The 15318-nt window shown below is 61.0% G+C and carries 16 protein-coding genes; 11 read left to right on the top strand and 5 right to left on the bottom strand.

What is annotated here, in order from left to right:
* Positions 1 to 15 precede the first annotated feature (15 nt).
* On the top strand, positions 16 to 774 hold the full coding sequence (locus tag ESZ00_RS20100; protein ID WP_164981525.1) for a hypothetical protein: 759 nt from the start codon (positions 16 to 18) through the stop codon (positions 772 to 774).
* Positions 775 to 945: 171 nt separating this feature from the next.
* Here the strand turns inward: ESZ00_RS20100 and ESZ00_RS14805 are convergent, their stop codons facing one another.
* The gene (locus ESZ00_RS14805; RefSeq protein WP_229741353.1) at positions 946 to 2493 is read right to left on the bottom strand and encodes a hypothetical protein; all 1548 of its coding nucleotides are present in this window, start codon (positions 2491 to 2493) and stop codon (positions 946 to 948) included.
* A gap of 90 nt (positions 2494 to 2583) precedes the next feature.
* Here ESZ00_RS14805 and ygfZ point away from each other — a divergent pair, with 90 nt between their 5' ends.
* From ygfZ to ribF, 4 genes are read left to right on the top strand one after another with little or no spacing between them, the layout of a single operon-like run.
* On the top strand, positions 2584 to 3723 hold the full coding sequence (gene ygfZ / locus ESZ00_RS14800) for a CAF17-like 4Fe-4S cluster assembly/insertion protein YgfZ (RefSeq protein ID WP_129209092.1): 1140 nt from the start codon (positions 2584 to 2586) through the stop codon (positions 3721 to 3723).
* A 50-nt stretch (positions 3724 to 3773) separates the two neighbouring features.
* Positions 3774 to 4637 (top strand): DUF1844 domain-containing protein, encoded by an 864-nt coding sequence (locus ESZ00_RS20210; RefSeq protein WP_188590876.1) that lies wholly within the window; start codon positions 3774 to 3776, stop codon positions 4635 to 4637.
* A 13-nt stretch (positions 4638 to 4650) separates the two neighbouring features.
* On the top strand, positions 4651 to 5475 hold the full coding sequence (locus ESZ00_RS14790) for an MBL fold metallo-hydrolase (protein WP_229741355.1): 825 nt from the start codon (positions 4651 to 4653) through the stop codon (positions 5473 to 5475).
* A 2-nt stretch (positions 5476 to 5477) separates the two neighbouring features.
* A complete protein-coding gene (gene ribF, locus ESZ00_RS14785) occupies positions 5478 to 6434 on the top strand; it encodes a riboflavin biosynthesis protein RibF (RefSeq protein ID WP_129209091.1) in 957 nt (318 codons plus the stop codon).
* 14 nt (positions 6435 to 6448) lie between these two features.
* On the opposite strand, the gene ESZ00_RS14780 is transcribed toward ribF, so the two are convergent.
* The gene (locus ESZ00_RS14780) at positions 6449 to 7291 is read right to left on the bottom strand and encodes an oxidoreductase (protein WP_129209090.1); all 843 of its coding nucleotides are present in this window, start codon (positions 7289 to 7291) and stop codon (positions 6449 to 6451) included.
* Positions 7292 to 7387: 96 nt separating this feature from the next.
* Here ESZ00_RS14780 and ESZ00_RS14775 point away from each other — a divergent pair, with 96 nt between their 5' ends.
* The 3 genes from ESZ00_RS14775 to ESZ00_RS14765 all read left to right on the top strand — a co-directional run bounded on the left by ESZ00_RS14775 (position 7388) and on the right by ESZ00_RS14765 (position 9258).
* Positions 7388 to 7978, top strand: coding sequence for a TetR/AcrR family transcriptional regulator (locus ESZ00_RS14775; RefSeq protein WP_129209089.1), 591 nt, complete (start codon positions 7388 to 7390; stop codon positions 7976 to 7978).
* 89 nt (positions 7979 to 8067) lie between these two features.
* On the top strand, positions 8068 to 8622 hold the full coding sequence (locus tag ESZ00_RS14770) for a TetR/AcrR family transcriptional regulator (protein ID WP_268235310.1): 555 nt from the start codon (positions 8068 to 8070) through the stop codon (positions 8620 to 8622).
* A 174-nt stretch (positions 8623 to 8796) separates the two neighbouring features.
* Positions 8797 to 9258 (top strand): hypothetical protein, encoded by a 462-nt coding sequence (locus ESZ00_RS14765; protein ID WP_229741361.1) that lies wholly within the window; start codon positions 8797 to 8799, stop codon positions 9256 to 9258.
* A gap of 440 nt (positions 9259 to 9698) precedes the next feature.
* Here the strand turns inward: ESZ00_RS14765 and ESZ00_RS14760 are convergent, their stop codons facing one another.
* A complete protein-coding gene (locus ESZ00_RS14760; protein ID WP_129209086.1) occupies positions 9699 to 10286 on the bottom strand; it encodes a TetR/AcrR family transcriptional regulator in 588 nt (195 codons plus the stop codon).
* Positions 10287 to 10374: 88 nt separating this feature from the next.
* Between ESZ00_RS14760 and ESZ00_RS14755 the strand changes: the two genes are divergently transcribed.
* Genes ESZ00_RS14755 through ESZ00_RS14745 form a run of 3 tightly spaced genes read left to right on the top strand, consistent with a single transcriptional unit; the run spans position 10375 to position 13123 of the window.
* Positions 10375 to 11202, top strand: a complete 828-nt coding sequence (locus ESZ00_RS14755) for an oxidoreductase (protein WP_338055738.1) — start codon at positions 10375 to 10377, stop codon at positions 11200 to 11202.
* A gap of 6 nt (positions 11203 to 11208) precedes the next feature.
* Positions 11209 to 12138 (top strand): alpha/beta fold hydrolase, encoded by a 930-nt coding sequence (locus tag ESZ00_RS14750; RefSeq protein WP_204520215.1) that lies wholly within the window; start codon positions 11209 to 11211, stop codon positions 12136 to 12138.
* Positions 12119 to 13123, top strand: coding sequence for an NADP-dependent oxidoreductase (locus tag ESZ00_RS14745; RefSeq protein ID WP_129209085.1), 1005 nt, complete (start codon positions 12119 to 12121; stop codon positions 13121 to 13123). The genes ESZ00_RS14750 and ESZ00_RS14745 overlap by 20 nt, the downstream gene beginning before the upstream one ends.
* Positions 13124 to 13306: 183 nt before the next feature.
* Here the strand turns inward: ESZ00_RS14745 and ESZ00_RS14740 are convergent, their stop codons facing one another.
* Both ESZ00_RS14740 and rph read right to left on the bottom strand, forming a co-directional pair.
* Complete coding sequence (locus ESZ00_RS14740) at positions 13307 to 14317, bottom strand: tagatose 1,6-diphosphate aldolase (RefSeq protein WP_129209084.1); 1011 nt, start codon at positions 14315 to 14317, stop codon at positions 13307 to 13309.
* A 126-nt stretch (positions 14318 to 14443) separates the two neighbouring features.
* Positions 14444 to 15208, bottom strand: coding sequence for a ribonuclease PH (gene rph, locus ESZ00_RS14735; protein WP_129209083.1), 765 nt, complete (start codon positions 15206 to 15208; stop codon positions 14444 to 14446).
* Between the last annotated feature and the right edge of the window lie 110 nt (positions 15209 to 15318).

The following is a 15318-nucleotide window of genomic DNA, read 5'->3' as shown; positions in this document are numbered from 1 at the left end:
GTAGACACGCCGTCTATGTCCAGACAGCCGTTTCAGCATGGTGACGCTTCCTCCGGGCCGCGCCCTTCAGATGCTGGGAATGCCCATGCCGAGGGTCCAGGCGGAGGTGGTCCGCATCCTCCTGGCAGTTCGCGCAGTACTTCCAACACCGTCGACTGGTCGCGCTTCTTCTCCAGCATGATGCAGAGCACGGTGCGCTCGGCCCTGCCGCGCGCCGGCGCAGGGGGCAACTTCGGCACTGCTCCCGGCCTGGCACAGGAGACGGGCAGTGGCATGGACGCAGACACCATGGGCAGCTCAGGCATGGGAGGTATGCAGAGCGGCGGATTCTCAGGCGGCGCAGGAGCCGGAGGGCTGAGCAGCGGCTCGGGCGGCGGAGCTGGCGGAGGTATGGGCGGAGCGCCCGGAGGCGGAGGACAGAGCGGTATGGGCCGCATGAATATGTTCAGCTTAGGCAATAACGCGCTCCGCTCGCTGGCCGACTCCACCGGCGGAGCGCTCGGCGAGTCCTTCAGCATGCTCTCCCGCGGATCGAGCCTGGCTGGTCCGGGCATGTCGACGTCGATGAAGGCGGGCGGCCTGAACCTGAACCTTTCCGGCTCGCTGCAAGGGCTCTGGGGCGGCGGAATGGCGCAGGGTGGAGGCCAGGGCGGCGGCTCAGGCGGTCAGAACATGTTCGGCAGCAATGGTGGCAGTGGCATGGGTGGCCCGGGCGGTGGCGGCCACGGCGGCGGTGGCCCTGGACTCGGCCTGGCGCTGCACATGAAGTTCTAAAGCTGTATTCACATCGAGCAACAGCAAACAGCTGTCATTTCGACCGGAGCAGGACAGTTTTATCGTCCTGCGCTGCGCTCGCCTTCGGCTCGCTCCGGTCGGAACGACAATCGCAAAAGGAAGTCATTTATTTTGAGCTGGCCATATGGAAATATGGCCAACTCGTCTCGTTTACCGCGAGGGCAGCGCTGCCCGCATCATGCCGCTTTCCGCCAGAAAGTGCGTCAGTGGCGCGGTCAGGCTGTCTCGCTCGCCGGAGGCGGGAAGAGCCGCGATGACCTGTCCGGCAGTATTCCCCTTCTGGACGTTCGTCATCAGGAGTTCGAGCTTGCGCGCCAGTTGCAGATCGAAGCTCTCGCTGACGAAGACCATGCGTCCTGCCGTTGTGATCAGCACCGGGCCTTCATTCGTTTGATAGACCTGCTCGGTGGTATCGGATTCCTGCGAGGAGTCGCGGGAGACTCCCGAAAACTGCTTGTCGAGCTCTTCGGCATACATCTTGGCGAAGGCCTGCGCGGCTCTCTCTGACTTCCACTGCGAGAGATAGAGCAGGCCGATGGATGCGGTCGAATTCTTGTCGGCTGCCTTTTTCTTCTGCGCTGCGTAATAGATGCCGCCGTCCCATGCCGGCGCGAGCGCCGCTGCCATTTCCTGCCCTCCAAAGAGCTCGGAGAGGATGCGGACGTCGATTTGTCCCATCACGCCGATGTCATAGGGTGCATAGTCGGCATCGAGCAGCGGATGAATGTCCGGTATCTTGAGCACCGGTACCGTGACGTTGCGCTCGTAGGCGCGGGGATTCATGATTTCGTAGCTCGAGGACGGCGGATGGTCGAGCACGCCGGCGAAGGCGCCTTCCGGCCCCTTGTCGGTGAGCATATCCACCTCGAACTTGAGGCCCTCGCGGTAGGGGAAGAGCAGCGATTCCTGCAGCAGCAGCGGCGCGCGGCTGAGGACCGGAGAATCGGAGTCTGCGCCCTGCTCATCGGCCCGCTGCTTGATGAGGTCGGGATTGGTGAGAATGCTTTGCCCGGCAGGCTTAAGGCTGTAGTCGATGAGCACGGCCATGGCCTGGCCTTCGAGCACCGCTTCGCGCGCCGTGTCCTGTTCGTCGAGCTCGATGAAGTGGTTATCCTCGGCCACGTTGCGGGAGATGTCCTCTTCGGTGCCGGAATCCTCCCACTTGTCGAGATTGAGCCGCTGGTCCTGCAGTGCATGCGTCAGTTCGTGAGCCAGAACCGGCTTCTGCTGCTCGGGATCGATCCAGTCCAGCAGGTTCACAGTCTTCGTCTTCGCGTCGTAGTAGCCGGCAATCTGCTCCTTGAGCAGGCTCACCAGGAACGGCTGCAGGTGGAAGCTCTCGTCGAGCAGCCCGAACTTCTTGAGCACGATCTCGGAGCGCTCCATGCGCTTGGCATCCTTGTCGTCCTTCATCTTGTCGACCAGATACTTCTCAACCTCGTCGCGCGTGGTCAGGCGGCGCTTCACCTTGCTCTTGATGGCGAGCTTCGTGTCGCTGGAGGCGAACTGGAGGATGGTATCGACCGAGGAGAAGAGCTGCTTGGCCTGTTCGGGGGTGATGTGCGTCTCGGGCTTGGCATCCTGCGCCGGCGGATTCGCGGAGGTCTGTGCGGCCAGCGGCGATGGTCCGCACAGGGTAGCGGCGGCCAGCGCCAGGGAAAGAAGGTAAGGGGCCCGCGAAGCAGCGTTCATCACCATGTCTGAACCATATCGTGAGTGCCGCCTGTTGGACGAGCGGGCGGGGCAGGGAGAGGGACGCGGTGACTATAATTTGAACAGGTTAAGACTATGAGTGATGTTGTATCGACGGGAGTTGCCGCCTCTTCTGTGCTGGAGCCGACGCCTCTGGCCGCCGCGCTGACCGCCGGCTCCCCGGGCCTTGCCCTCACCGCGTATCGGGGTGCTGAAACCGTGCTGGCCTTTGCCGGAGCGAACCCCGAGCTGGCCGCGCTGACCGCTGCCGCCGGCTGCTATGACCTCGGCTACCGGGCCTTTGTCCGCATCACCGGCGAAGATCAGGTGCGCTGGCTCAACGGGATGGTCAGCAACACCATCGTCGGGCTTACCGAGGGGCACGGAAACTACAGCTTCCTGCTCAACGCGCAGGGCCGTATCCAGGGCGATGCGAATATCTATCGCTCTTCCGATCACCTGCTGCTGGAGACCGACCGCTCCCAGCAGGTGGCAATCCTGGCGCATTTAGATCACTTCATCATCATGGATGACGTCGAGCTGCATCCCGCGGACGGGCTGACGGCCATCGGCGTTGCCGGGCCGAAAGCTGTCGCGGTGCTCGAATCGCTGGGACTGGCCGCTCCCGCCGCAGAATCGACCGAGGCATTGAGCTTCGTTGCCGCGCGCTGGCAGGAGCATGAAATCCTGGTGATCCATGAGGCTTCTCCGCTCGTTCCGCGTTTTGCGTTGCTGGTTCCGTCCGGAGCCGTAGTGGCATTGTGGCAGGCGCTGACGGCCGCCGGCGCCGAGCCGTGTGGCGCGGAGGCGATCGAGAAGCTGCGCATCCTCGAAGGCACGCCGCTCTATGGTGTCGATATCCGCGACCGCCATCTGCCCCAGGAGACGGCGCAGACGCAGGCCTTGAACTTCAGCAAGGGATGCTATCTCGGGCAGGAGATTGTCGAGCGTATCCGCTCGCGGGCTGCGGTGCATCGCGGATTCCGTCAATTTCAGCTGGCAGCCGGTCTCGGCCCGCTTGAAGCGGGTGCGACGCTGCCCATCGAGGCTGAGGGCGCGGCGCAGAATCCAGCTGGTGAGCTGAGCAGCATCGCGGCCTTCGATCTGCCGGTCTTTCAGGGAACACTGGCGCTGGGCTTTCTTCGCAATGAGGCAGCGGAGCGCGGCCTGCCGCTCAGCGCATCGGGCGTCAAGGTGACCATCGCGGAGCGCAGGCCGGAAATCGCCGGGCTTTAAACGCGGAGCGTTTGCCGTGGCAGGTAGAATTTAGTTTCGAGGATAGACATATGGCAGAGAAACCGCCCGCATTTACCGTGACCGATCGCCGCAAGTTCACCGAGGATGGCGATCTGCGCAATCCTGCCGAGAGCCCCGCCCCGGCTGCTCCTGCCGCGCCTGCTGCTGCGCCCATCGACTTCGCCGCGCACGCGGCCGAGGCTGTCCATCCCGCCCCTGGCCAGTTCGCCGCGGATGTGGCCGAAGCCGTGCATCCGGCGCCCGGGCAATTCACTGCGAATGTGGCCGATGCCGTGCATCCTGCTCCTGGCCAGTTCACCGCGGATATTGCCGAAGCGGTTCACCCCGCCCCCGGCCAGTTCGCCGCCGCAGCGGAGACGGCTCCAGTTGCCGGCGCGCGCGTCGTGACCATGCCTTCGCGCCCTGCTGCTCCTGCGCCGCCTCCACCGCCGGCTCCAGCTCCTGTGGTGGTGCCTGAGCCGGTAGCCGAGGCACCACTCGAGGGCGAGGGGCAGGGAAGTTTCGAAGAGCCTTCCGCTGCGGAGGCCGCCGAGCAGCATGCCGCCTATCAGGAGACCACCCTGCAGTTGGATGAGCTGTTGCGGCAGCAGAATCCGGGAATGAAGGACCTTGGGCCGGTCGGCATCGAGCATGTCTTCCAGTCGATCTACCTCTCGGCGGTGGTCGCCATGGGTGCGGCGGCCGAGCCCGGCCAGAAGCCGCGGATCGATATTCTCGGCGCGCGGCAGAGCATCGACATGCTGACCGCGCTCGAAGAGAAGACCAAGGGCAATCTGACCGAGGCGCAGCAGCGTCTGCTGCAGAGCCTGCTCTTCGAGCTGCGCATGATGTTCCTCGAGATCACCAACGCCATCGTGCAGCAGGCGCACACCCCGCCTCCGGGCAAGTTCTAGGCCGCGCGGTTTGATGCAGGCAGGGGATTCGATTCAGGCGGAGATCGTGGTGCTGGGCAGCGGCACGTCCATGGGTGTGCCGACGCTCGGCTGCGGGTGCGCAGTATGCACGTCTACGGATCCGCGCAACCGGCGCAGCCGGCCCTCCATTGCCGTCGAGTGGGGCGATCACCGGGTGGTGATCGATACCGGGCAGGATTTCCGCGAACAGGCTCTGCGTGAGAAGATCACGCACGTCGATGCGGTCCTCTACACGCATCCCCACGCCGATCACATCCTCGGCCTCGATGACCTGCGGCCGCTGAGCTTCCGCCATCATGACAGCATGCCGCTGTATGCCGACGACGCGACGGCAGCGGTGCTGCGCACGGTCTTCTCCTACACCTTTGCTCCGGATGCAAAGTATCCGACACGGGCGCGGGTGCGGCTCGAGCCGATGAACGGGCAGGAGTCCGCGCAGATTGCCGGAGTCCGTTTTCAGCGTATTCCATTGATGCACGGACGGCTCGCCGTCGGCGGCTATCGCTTCGGCAACGTGGCCTATCTCACCGACATGAACCGCATCCCGGAGGAAAGCCTGCCGCTGCTCGAAGACCTCGACGTGATGATTCTCGACGCGCTGCGCTGGGAGCCGCATCCGAGCCATGCGAATGTGGATGAGGCGCTCGGCTGGGTGGAGCGGGTCAGGCCGCGCCAGGCCTGGTTCACGCACATCGCGCACGAGCTCGACCATGCGCCCACGGAAGCCGCGCTGCCGCCGCATATCCGCATGGCCTATGACGGCCTGAGGATTCCCATCACGCTGCAGGCAGAGACCTCGGCAGGAGAACGATCTTAGCCATGCAGGTCTTTCGCAGTCTCGAGGAGATTCCGGCGGGTTTCGGCCCCACGGTCGTCGCCGTCGGCAATTTTGACGGCGTGCACCGCGGCCATCGCGCCATCATCGCCAGCGTCCGGGAGCGCGCGCAGGCATTGGGCGCAAAGTCCGTCGCCCTCACCTTCGATCCGCATCCGGTGCGGCTGCTGCGGCCCGGGCAGTCTCCGAAGCTGATTACGCCGCTCGATGTGCGATTGGAACTCCTGGCCTCGACAGGGCTCGATGCGACCGTGGTGATCCCGTTTACGCCCGAGTTTTCGCTGCTCACCGCGCAGGATTTCGCCTCGGGAGTGCTCGCCGGATTGCTCGAGGCAGTCGAAGTTCACGAGGGTGACAACTTCCGCTTCGGCCACAACGCGAGCGCGGGCATCCTCGAGCTGCGCGAGCTGGGGCAGTCGCTCGGATTCGCAGTGGTCACGCACAGCGCCATTCACGTGGGACGGCTCATCGTTTCCAGCTCGGAGATACGCCGCCGCGTGGCCGCAGGCGATGTGAGCACGGCGCGCCGCCTGCTCGGCCGTCCCTTCTCGATCCACTCTACGCAGGCGCGCGGACGCGGCATCGGCTCGCGCCTCACCGTGCCGACCATCAACCTCGCCCCTTACCACGAGCTGCTGCCCGCGGACGGCGTGTATGTGACGCGGCTGCATATCGGCGGGCAGGGCGTCTTCGACGGAGTGACGAATGCCGGCGTGCGTCCGACATTCGGCGAGCCCTCCTATGCGATTGAGACCTATCTGCTCGACTTCGATCCCAATCGGGATGAGATTGCGTTGACCGCGGAGACGCCGCTCGAGCTGTGCTTCCTCAAGCGGCTGCGCGGCGAGCGGAAGTTCGAAACCCCCGAAGCGCTGAAGGCCCAGATCCTGCGCGACGTGGGACAAGCGCAGCGCTTCTTTGCGTTGAGCAGGCAGTTCTGAGTCTGCGCGAGGGCTCAGGTCTCCTGCTCGAAGTTGGTTGATCGGGTCACCGCTTCCCACGCCGTAAATTCGGACCGAATTGCCTCCAGTTCCTTCTGGACGTAATCGAACGCATCGGGACCGAGCAGAAGGTGAGCAGGCGGCTCTGCTGCCATTAAGAACTTCGCAACAACCTTGCCGGCCTTGGCCGGATCTCCCGGCTGTTGTCCGCTTCTTGCTTTACGCGCTTCACGGATGGGATCGAAGATCGCGTCATAATCGGAGATCGACCGTTCTGAACGCACCATGGAGCGGCCTGCCCAGTCTGTCCGAAACATGCCGGGTTCGATCGCCGTGACGTAAATACCCAGCGGTCGCACCTCCTTGGCCAGCGACGACGAAATCCCCTCCAATGCAAATTTGCTTCCGTGGTAGTACGAGAGTCCGGGCATCGTCATGAGACCGCCCATCGAAGTCACGTTGAGGATGCGTCCTTCGCGCCGGGCGCGCATCGCAGGCAAGACCGCTTTCATCATGGCCACAGCGCCAAAAACGTTTACCTCGAATTGCTGACGCAACGCGTCCATCGAGCTTTCTTCCAGCGTGCCTTCATGGCCGTACCCGGCGTTATTGATAAGCCCATAAACCGGGCCGACATTGCGTTCGATTTCTGCGGCGACCGCGGCCAGCCGTTCAGGAGCTTCCGTCACATCGAGCACCCGTGCAAACGCGGCTCCCGGTTTCAGTTGCTCGAATGCTTGCACGGCTTCCATCTTCCGCACCGTTCCCACGACGGTGAAGCCGGAATCCAGCAGTGCATGGGCGAATGCCCTGCCCAGGCCACTGTTTACGCCGGTGATGATGACAACCTTGTTCATCGTCTCCTCCAATCGATACCGCCAGTATCGTTTCTCGAGAATAAGATACTCGCGGTATCGTTAAGGATGCATTTTGTTTCCGGAACGTGAGGCAGTATGAGGACCATAGGCCGGCCGAGGAGTCAGGCAGCTCATGATGCAATTCTTAAGGCCACTCTCCGCTTGATCACCCGGAGCGGCTTCCGTGCTGTGAGTGTGAATGAAATTGCCGCCGAGGCCGGCGTAGGAAAGATGACGATTTACCGGCACTGGCCAAACAAGGCAGCGGTCGTGATGGATTCCTTGCTGGAGCTGATCGGGAATGAAACAGCTTTTCCCAAAGCCGGCAGCGCGCTCGAAAGCCTCCGGCGGCAGCTCCATCTGCAGGCTGCTTTCTTCCGTAGCGCGCGTGGCAATCTCATCCGTTCCCTGGTGTCCGAAGCCCAGTCGGACCCGGAACTCGCTTCGGCTTTCCGTGACCGCTGGCTCAATCCCCGGCGGGAAGGGGTTCGCCAAAACATACAGGCCGCGATCTCGGAGGGCTCGTTACGCCGCGACTTCAACATCGACACCGCGATCGATCAGCTATACGGATCGCTCTACTACCGGCTGCTGCTCGGCTCAGGGGCGATCGATGATGCGTTCATCGAGGATACCTATCAGCAGTTTCTTGCCGGACATAAGGCACGCTCGTCTGCCCGGAAATAACCCTTCAAATCTACGCAAAAAGATTTTTGTAACCAAACCGACTAGTAGGTAGTCTACTTGGCGTGCAGGGAGAAACGGCAGAACGCATCATGAAATCGGCGGAAGCCCTGATGATCGAAAGGGGATACTCGGCTTTCAGCTATGCCGATATTTCCGAAGCAGTCGGAATCAGGAAACCGAGCATTCATCATCACTTTCCGACCAAGGCAGCCCTGGCCGCAGCGGTTCTCAAGGCGCATCGCGAGAAGACGATCGAAGGCACTGCGCAGCTCGACCGGCAGATTGAAGCCCCCCGGAAACGCCTTCATGCTTACGTTCAGTATTGGGAGGGGTGTATCCGCAAGCATACGGTCCCCTTCTGCGTTGCTGCGCTCATGGGAGCGGAGCTTCCATCCCTGCCGGAGGAAGTACAGGTCGAAGTGCGCCTGCATTTCCGGGCATTGAGCGAATGGCTGGAGCGAACGTTAAAGGCCGGCGTGAAAGCCGGGGACATCCGGCTGCACGATTCGGCGGCAACGGAAGCTCAGACGCTGATGGCGGTCGTGCATGGAGCGATGCTCTCCGCCCGCGCCACCGGTGACTGTGAGGTCTTCAAGCTTGTGACCGGAGCAGCACTCAAGCGTCTCGATAAAGCAAGGAACTAACGAGCAGAGGCCATGCAGTGCCTCGCTTTATTTTATAAACCTACCAACTAGAAGATAGAGGAATTTCTCATGCAAAACCACTCCACGGAATCAGCGCGCTCTCTGCGGAACCTTTACTTTGTTCGCACAGTATTTCAGGTGATATGGGCTGCCGCTGTTCTTTCGACGGTACGTATGCAGCCACAGGTCGCTTCCGTTTTACTGATCGCGTATCCTCTATGGGACGTCGCTTGCACGCTGTACGATCTGAGGGCTTCACGCCCTGCCGGAAGCGCACGCACTTCGCAGATCGTCAATGCACTCCTGGGCTCTGCTGCTGCTCTTGGGATTGCCTTAACGATCTTTAGCAAACCGGCATACTCCATCGCGATCTTCGGTGCCTGGGCATTCGGAGCCGGCGTGCTTCAACTCGTCGCCGGGCTCATTCGTCGTAAGCAGCTGGGTGGGCAATGGGCGATGATCCTGAGCGGTGCGCAATCCACTGCAGCGGGTATTGCCTTTGTGCTCGGTGGCCTGGGTGGAAAGTTGCACACGAAGGATCTGGGAGGCTATGCCATCTTCGGTGCCCTCTACTTCATGATTGGAGGCATTCTGCTGAGCCGAAAGCTGTCACAGGCCGTGGTCGAACAAATCTAGAGCCTGTTATGCCGTTTCCCGCAGCCGTCACTGGAAGCCAATGTTCCGAGTTGGAGGAGCACGTCGAGATATGTCTGCATGACTTCGACCCTGCGCAGGCATGAGCTGGATCTGACCGCGGAGACGCCGCTCAAGCTGTGCTTACTCAAGCGGCTGTTTGCCTCGAGCCTGCGCTCTTAAGCCGAGCAGCATTCCCTCTCACGAAAAACAGGAATGGAGTTTTACAAGCATAGTTCTGTCCTGGTGAAGAACGGTCACGAAAAGTCGACTTGTCAGCAATCGGACTATGCCGGATCCCTTCCTCGAAGCCGACTTCGCGGTACTCGCTGTTCCCGATGACTGATCGGCGACAATGCGCAAACCCAAGAAGAGCCCTGTTCCTGTCGGCTGCAGCGAACACAAGCGCCGTGCAGAATTTCCGAGAAGCTTTGCCGAACGAACTACACTCTTCTTTTCCCGGATTGAATCAGGCTCTTGGCGACGTGAGTACCGGCAGCCAAAATATCGTCAGAGAGCGACGGATCGTTCACGGCGCGAGCCATTTGTAGCGTTCCGATCAGAAGCCCCATTGTCGCGATGGCGATCTCACGTGCCTTGGGGCCCTTCGGCATATCGGGCAACTGCTTCTCCATGGCACTCACGAGCCGCTTCACGCTCTCGGTATAGACATGCCTCGTTGCTGGTTCCTGGCGTGAAATCTCAGGTAAGAGCGCAGCAGATGGGCATCCCGAGTCGGCATGATCCCGGTGCTGTTCTGACAGATAAGAACGAATAATTTCGACCAGACGTCCCGCAGCAATTTCTTTTTCAAATTGCTGCCACTGGTCATCGATGGCCCGTTCGATGCATTTTTCGACCATCTCGCTCTTGGAAGAAAAGTGGGCATAGAAAGCCCCATTCGTCAGACCAGCTTCCGACATGATGCCCGCCAGACCGGACGCCGCGATTCCATCCTGCCGGAATCGGCGTGTCGCGACCTCCAGGATGCGATCGTGCGTAGTCTCCTTACGCCCTTTCTCGTATCTCATTATTTTTGCATCCTCGCTTCTTTATGCATGATCTTATGATTGTAATTATAAATTATGATCGTAATATAATGATCAAAAATAAGGACGAATGACGATGACAGGACAGCAGGCATCTCAGAAAACTGCGTTGATCACGGGAGCGTCGACCGGCATTGGCAAGGCGGCAGCCTTGGCACTGATAAAGGCAGGCTACCGGGTGATTGGAACAAGTCGCAGCGCCAAGCCTGACGAGGTGCGCGAAGGTATCCGGATGATTGCGTGCGATGTCACCTCCGATGGATCGGTCGCGGCGACTGTTGCCCTGGCGGACGCTGAACTCGGTCGTATCGATCTGCTCGTCAACAATGCAGGTTTCGGAGTCACAGGCGCAGCGGAAGAAAGCTCGATCGAGCAAGTCCGAGGTCTATTTGAGACCAATTTCCACGGTGTGGTTCGCGTGACGAATGCGGTCCTGCCGATCATGCGCGGGCAGCGTAGTGGACGCATCCTCAATGTAGGGTCCGCACTGGGACTGATCCCGGCCCCCTTTAGCGCCTACTATTCCGGAACGAAACACGCTCTTGAGGGCTATTCCGAATCGCTCGATCACGAGGTGCGTGAGTTCGGTGTACGTGTCGCGGTCATCGAGCCCGCGGCTACGAAGACCTCGTTCGAATCGAGTTCCGCCCAGGCAGACAGGCCGCTGAGTGCCTATGAGGCGAGTCGCACCAGATATCTTGCCGCATTTGGGCGCGCGATGACGGTTGCGGATACAGCGGAAAGTGTGGCGGAGACGATCGTGCTGGCGGCAAGCGAAAAGACTCCTCGTCTGCGCTATGCCTCCGGCAAGGCTGCGCGGCAGGTCTCCTTCGCAAGGCGTTTTCTCCCTCGGTCTCTCTTCGACACAATCTTGCGGAAGCAATTCGGATTGGCGTAACAAGCCGTGGAGCAAACAATGGGAAGTTCTCGCAACAATTTCGGATCGGGCGAGCGTTATGTTGAGGCGCCGAATCTCTCTATCCGCGTCAAGGAAACGGCTTTCGCCTACCGTGATGTTGGACCCAGGAGCGGGGTGCCGCTGATTCTCCTCAACCACTGGGGCGCGGTACTGGATAACTTCGATCCGAGGATTGTGGACGGCCTTGCCAGCAGGCATCGCGTTATCGCAACTGACTATCGGGGTATCGGTGCGTCCGGAGGGAAGGCTCCTGTGACCATCGACGAAATGGCGAGCGACACAGTTGCTCTGATTCGAGCGCTGGGTTTCGAAAAAGTTGATCTGCTCGGCTTTTCGCTCGGAGGATTTGTAGCGCAGGATATCGTGCTGAAGGCTCCCGGCTTGGTGCGAAAGCTCATCCTGACCGGAACCGGTCCAGCGGGTGGAGAAGGCATCGAGAGGGTGGGAGCGGTCTCCTGGCCGCGGATGATCAAGGCTCTGTTGACACTCCGTGACCCGAAGTCCTATCTGTTCTTCACCTCTTCGGCTAACGGCCGCCGCGCTGCGAAGGTTTTTCTGAAGCGGTTGAAGGAACGCAAAGCAGGCAGAGACAAAGGCCCGACGCCCAATGCTTTCCTTCGGCAACTCAAGGCGATCAAGGCATGGGGCAGGCAGCAGCCTCAAAACCTCGAGCGCATTGCGATCCCGGTTCTGATAGCAAATGGTGACCATGACGTGATGGTCCCGACCGCGAATAGCATCGACATGGCGCGGCGTATTCCGGGCTCGCAACTTGTGATCTACGAAGACGCCGGCCATGGCGGGATTTTTCAGTATCACGCTGATTTTGTGCCCAAAGCTCTCACATTCCTGGGCAAATCTGAGAACGTTACTAACGTTGGATTGGAGAACGTCGGTGAAGGCATTCGTCGTTGACAAGTACAAAAAGAAGGGCGCGCTGGCTTTGGTCAACGTGCCAGAACCGAAGTTGCAAGACAACGATGTCCTGATCAGGATTCAGGCCGCGGCTGTGAACCTGCTGGACTCGAAAGTCAGGGATGGTGAGTTCAAGCTTCTTCTTCCGTATCGTCCGCCGTTCGTTCTGGGACATGATGTCGCCGGAACGGTTGTAAAGACCGGGCCCAAGGTCAGGAAGTTCAAGGTAGGTGATGCGGTTTATGCACGGCCGCGCGATCATAGGGTCGGCACATTCGCCGAATTCATTGCCACGGATGAGGCCGACGTTGCGTTGAAGCCCAGGAACCTTGGCATGGTGGAAGCGGCGTCCATCCCACTGGTGTCGCTGACTGCATGGCAGGCACTGGTTGAGGTTGCGAAGGTGCAGCCCGGTCAGAAGGTCTTTATTCAGGCAGGATCTGGCGGTGTAGGAGCGATTGCTATTCAACTCGCCAAGCATCTTGGTGCGACAGTTGCGACGACGACGAGCGCGAAGAATGCCGATCTGGTGAAAAGTCTTGGCGCAGATGTGGTCATCGACTACAAGAGGCAGGATTTCGAGAAAGTTCTATCAGACTATGATCTCGTGTTGAATAGTCAAGATGCAAAGACACTCGAGAAGTCTCTACGTGTGCTCAAGCCTGGCGGTCAGCTCATCTCTATCTCTGGCCCACCCGATCCTGCTTTCGCCGAAGCATTCGGCCTGAACCCTTTTCTGAAGCTGGTTATGCGCCTGCTGAGCCGAGGGGTACGGAAAAAGGCAAAGGCCCTTGGCGTTCGTTACTCCTTCCTGTTTATGCGCGCACAGGGGCAGCATCTTAGCGAGGTTACATCCCTGATCGAATCCGGCGTTATCCGGCCAGTCGTCGACAGGGTGTTCCCGTTCGAGAAGACAGGTGAAGCGCTGGCTTATGTCGAGACTGGGCGCGCGAAAGGCAAGGTCGTCATCACGGTCGCAGATTAGTTCCTTCGCAAATCCGCAGGGGGAGCGCCATGTCAGATGCTGCCAACAGAACAAGGCACTCATCCAGAATCGTTTCGATAGCAAGGCCGTGACGCAGATGCCCGGAGGGCAAAGGAATCGCAAACAAAAAGCCCCGCTTCTGATAAGAAGCGGGGCTTTTTCTTGGTTCGCGGTTGGGGAGCTTTACACCGTGGCCGGGCTCAGGCCCACCTTCTCGTACCACGACGAGGCAGCCTTCAGGGCCTTGTTCACGTTCTCGATGTTCTCGACGCCGACCGTGTTGAGCCACTCCTCGAAGGCGCGGGCGCCATGCTTGGCGTAGATCGCGATGCCGTCCTTCCAGGTCGCGCGGCCGCAGAGGACGCCGTTGAAGCTGGTGCCGCTCTCGGCAGCGAGCTCGAGGGTTTCGATGAAGACCGGGTTCGAGACGCCGGCCGAGAGATAGATGAAGGGCTTGTGCGTCGAGGAGGCGGCGAGACGGAAGTGCTCAAGGGCTTCTGCGCGGGTATAGGCCTGTTCCCCCTTGAACGCCCTGGTGCCGGCGACGAACTCCATCTGGATCGGAACCTCGACCTTCAGCACATCGACGCCGTAGCGCGCTTTGCCGAACTCCTCCATCGATCCGGTGACAATCTCCGGCTTGCGCTTCGCATAGCCGAGGCTCTTCTCGCTCTCGCCGTGCACGTCGTAGCCGACCGTCTCCAGGAAGAAGGGAATGTCGTGCGCGAGGCACTCGTCGCCGATGCGCTCCACCCACGCATGCTTCAGATCGTTGATGTGCGACTTCTCGAAGGGCGTGTAATAGAGCAGGATTTTGATGCAGTCGGCGCCGGCTTCCTTCAGGCGGCGCACCGACCAGACATCGAGCAGGTCGGGCAGACGGCCGGGCGTGGCGGCATCGTAGCCGGTCTTCTCATAGGCCAGCAGCAGACCCTTGCCATTGCGCCTCTTCGCCGCGGGCAGGCCGAATTCCGGATCGAGCAGGATGGCCGAGGCATGCTTCGTCAGCACCTCCGTGACCAGCTCCTTGAACTCGATGAGCGCGGAGTCGGGAACATCGGCGACTCCCTTTTCCTTGGCCAGCGATTTCCTGAGCGAGCCGCGCTGGTCCATGGCTGCGGCAGCGATGACGCCGCGCTTGTCGGATACCGCCTTCAGACCTTCGAGCTTGCCGGGGGTGAGCTTCGTCGACATTGTTTTTCTCCTGCTCCTTGCTGTGTCAGATGGTTCGAAATGGATTGTCTTCCGCTTCTAGCAGTTTAGATGCGGCCCTATTCTAACTCGACTCGTGTCCCCGGGATTTGCGGCCGGGGATTTGTGCTATTTCGTGCCGGCACGCAGGGCGGCCTCGGCGGCGATGACCTCGCGCTGCCGCTCCAGCAGCTGGCGGATGCCGGCCTCGGCATAATCCATCATCTCCAGCATGCGGGCGCGGGGGAAGGCCTGGCGCTCGGCCGTGGCCTGGACCTCGACCAGCCCGCCGTCCTCGGTCATCACGACATTCATGTCCACCTCGGCCTGCGAATCCTCTTCATAGGCCAGGTCGAGCAGAACCGTGTCTTCCACGATGCCGACCGAGGTGGCGGCCACCAGCTGCTTCAGCGGCGATGCCTTGAGCGCGCCGGTCGAGACCATGCGTTCAAACGCAATCGCGAGCGCCGCGCAGGCTCCGGTAATGGCCGCGGTACGGGTGCCCCCGTCGGCCTGGAGAACATCGCAGTCCAGGATGACGGTGCGCTCGCCGAGCGCCTGCATATCCACAACGGCGCGCAGCGAGCGGCCGATCAGGCGCTGAATCTCGTGGGTGCGGCCTCCCACCTTGCCGCGCTCGCTCTCGCGCGCCGTGCGGGTCAGGGTGGCGCGGGGCAGCATGCCGTATTCGGCGGTCACCCAGCCCCGGCCGCTGTTGCGCAGCCAGCCGGGAACGCCCTGCTCGACCGTGGCGTTGCAGAGGACGCGGGTGTTGCCGGCCTCGATCAGGATGGAGCCTTCGGCGGTGGCGACAAAGTTGGGCGTAAGGCGGATAGTGCGGAGATCGGAGGGCTTGCGGCCCTCGGTACGGAAGAATGGCGTGCTCTGTGTCATCGCTCGTCATTGTACGGGTTTTGGGGGGACGGGTTTTGCGCCGGCGGCGTGGCGCGGCAGAGCCGCATCGTTCTTTGATTCCTCTCATGTGTGCAAATTCAGGAATCGAA

The organism is Silvibacterium dinghuense (assembly GCF_004123295.1).
GTDB classification, from domain to species: domain Bacteria; phylum Acidobacteriota; class Terriglobia; order Terriglobales; family Acidobacteriaceae; genus Silvibacterium; species Silvibacterium dinghuense.
Note: the sequence above shows the minus strand (reverse complement) of the source record. Positions and strands in the feature narration are given on the sequence as shown.